1 protein-coding gene is annotated in these 1,370 nt (G+C 66.6%); it reads right to left on the bottom strand.

Annotated elements, in window-relative coordinates; translation table 11 throughout:
* A partial coding sequence (locus tag ABD225_RS18515) for an IS256 family transposase (protein WP_425564504.1) occupies positions 1 to 1,244 on the bottom strand: 1,244 nt, incomplete at its 3' end.
* Positions 1,245 to 1,370 lie beyond the last annotated feature (126 nt).

Below are 1,370 nucleotides of genomic sequence, written 5' to 3'. Positions count from 1 at the left end.
GGGCTGCCCTTGGGTAGGCCGGCTTCTTTGGCGCGTTGCCGGGCGCGCTTGTCCTCGATGGTGCGGATAGCCAACCAGAGGAGCTTGATCGCGGCGGCGTCGTTGGGGAAGTGGCCGCGGTTCTTGATGATCTTGCGCAGCTGGTAGTTCAAGCTCTCGATGCTGTTGGTCGTGTAGATGACCTTGCGCAGGGCTGGCCCGAACGCCAGGAACGGGGTGAACCGGTCCCAGGCGTTCTCCCACGACGCAACGGCGGCGGGGTACTTCTTGCCGAGTGTGGAGTCGGCGAACGTGGCCAGGGCCATGAGCGCGGCGTCCTCGTTGGCGGCGGTGTAGATCGGGCGCAGCATCGCGGCGACGGCCTTGCGGTCGGTGTAGGACACGAACCGCATCGAGGCCCGGATCAGGTGCACCACGCACGTTTGGACCATCGCCTGCGACCAGGTGCCCTCGATGGCCTCGGGGAAGCCGGTCAGGCCGTCGCAGCACACGATCAGCACGTCCTTGACGCCGCGGTTGGCGAGCTCGGCGCACACCGACGCCCAGAACTTCGCGCCCTCGGCGGCTTGGACCCAGATGCCCAGGACGTGCTTGACCCCGTCCATGTCGACCCCGACGGCGATGTGCGCGGCCCGGTTGGCCACGTGCGCCCCGTCGCGGATCTTGACCACGAGCGCGTCGAGGTAGATCACCGGGTAGAACGCCTCGAGCGGGCGGGTCTGCCACGCGGTGACCTCCTCGGCGACCGCGTCGGTGACCTTGCTGATCGTCTCGTGGGACAGCTCGGTGCCCAGCGTGGACGCCAAGTGGTGCTGGATGTCACGGATCGTCATCCCGCCGGCGTACAGGCTGATGATCATGTCCTCCAGCCCGCCCAGGCGGCGGGCGCCCTTGGGCACCAGCGCCGACGCGAACGTGGAGTTCCGGTCCCGAGGCTGGTCCAACGCGATGTCACCGACCTCAGTGGACACCGTCTTCGGGGTGGACCCGTTACGCGAGTTGCCCGACCCCTTCCCGGCCGGGTCGCCCTTGTCGTACCCGAGGTGACCGGTCAGCTCGGCCTCCATCCCCCGCTCGAGGACGGCCTTGATCATCTCCGGCAGGAACCCGCCCTCACCGGTCAGCGACAGCCCACGCTCATCCGTGGCAGCCATCAACTGGTCCAGCATCTCGTCGGTGAACAACTCCCGACGCAACCGGCGAGCCTCAGGCTCGACAGCGTCCTTCTTCGCTTCCTTGGTCATGCTCACAGTCAAACTCCTTCAGGGTTGGAGACCCCCTCGCTTACACAGACCATCTGATTTACATGCTGGTATGGCGTGCGCGGGGGTCGTGACCCTGAATCTGACTGGTGTCCTGCTGGATTGCCG

This window comes from Nostocoides veronense, from assembly GCF_039531185.1.
Taxonomy (GTDB): domain Bacteria; phylum Actinomycetota; class Actinomycetes; order Actinomycetales; family Dermatophilaceae; genus Nostocoides_A; species Nostocoides_A veronense.
The sequence above is the reverse complement of the archived record's forward strand: the minus strand, read 5'-3'. Positions and strand labels throughout refer to the sequence as shown.